At 64.3% G+C, this 474-nt stretch carries 1 pseudogene; it reads left to right on the plus strand.

Going from position 1 to position 474, the window contains the following annotated elements:
* Positions 1-245 precede the first annotated feature (245 nt).
* Positions 246-474 (plus strand): annotated as a pseudogene (locus QWJ41_RS20795) (IS110 family transposase); the annotation flags it as partial.

Raw genomic sequence — 474 nt, forward strand, 5'->3', positions numbered from 1 at the left:
GGGGCCGGTGACGGTTCCTGCGTGGCGTGGTCGGGGTGATGCTTGGAGGGTGTCGGTCGTGACGGACCCCGAGCGTCTCTGGCGCCTTGAGCCTGCTTTCGAGCATGGGGCGGGGAGCTCCCACGAGAACCGTGGATTGTTGCCGTTGAGCACGCGTATTCAGACTTCCGAATCACTCGCTCCCCTCGCGGCCGGCACCTGCGACGCCGGGTCGGCGTCGCTACCTGATCAAGGAGGACGAAGTGATGGAGGAAATGCATCCGCGCTGCGCGGGCATCGATATCGGCAAGAAGTTCGCGAAGGTCTGCGTGCGGACTCCCGGCGTGAATCCCCACAGCCGCAGGGCCAAGGAACGCATCAGCGAGGTCGTCACCACGTGGGGGTCGATGACCAACACCATCCTGGCGTTGCGTGAGCACCTGATCGAGCAGCAGGTCACGTTGGTGCTCATGGAAGCCACCAGCGACTACTGGA

The organism is Nocardioides cremeus (assembly GCF_030518195.1).
Lineage (GTDB): Bacteria > Actinomycetota > Actinomycetes > Propionibacteriales > Nocardioidaceae > Nocardioides > Nocardioides cremeus.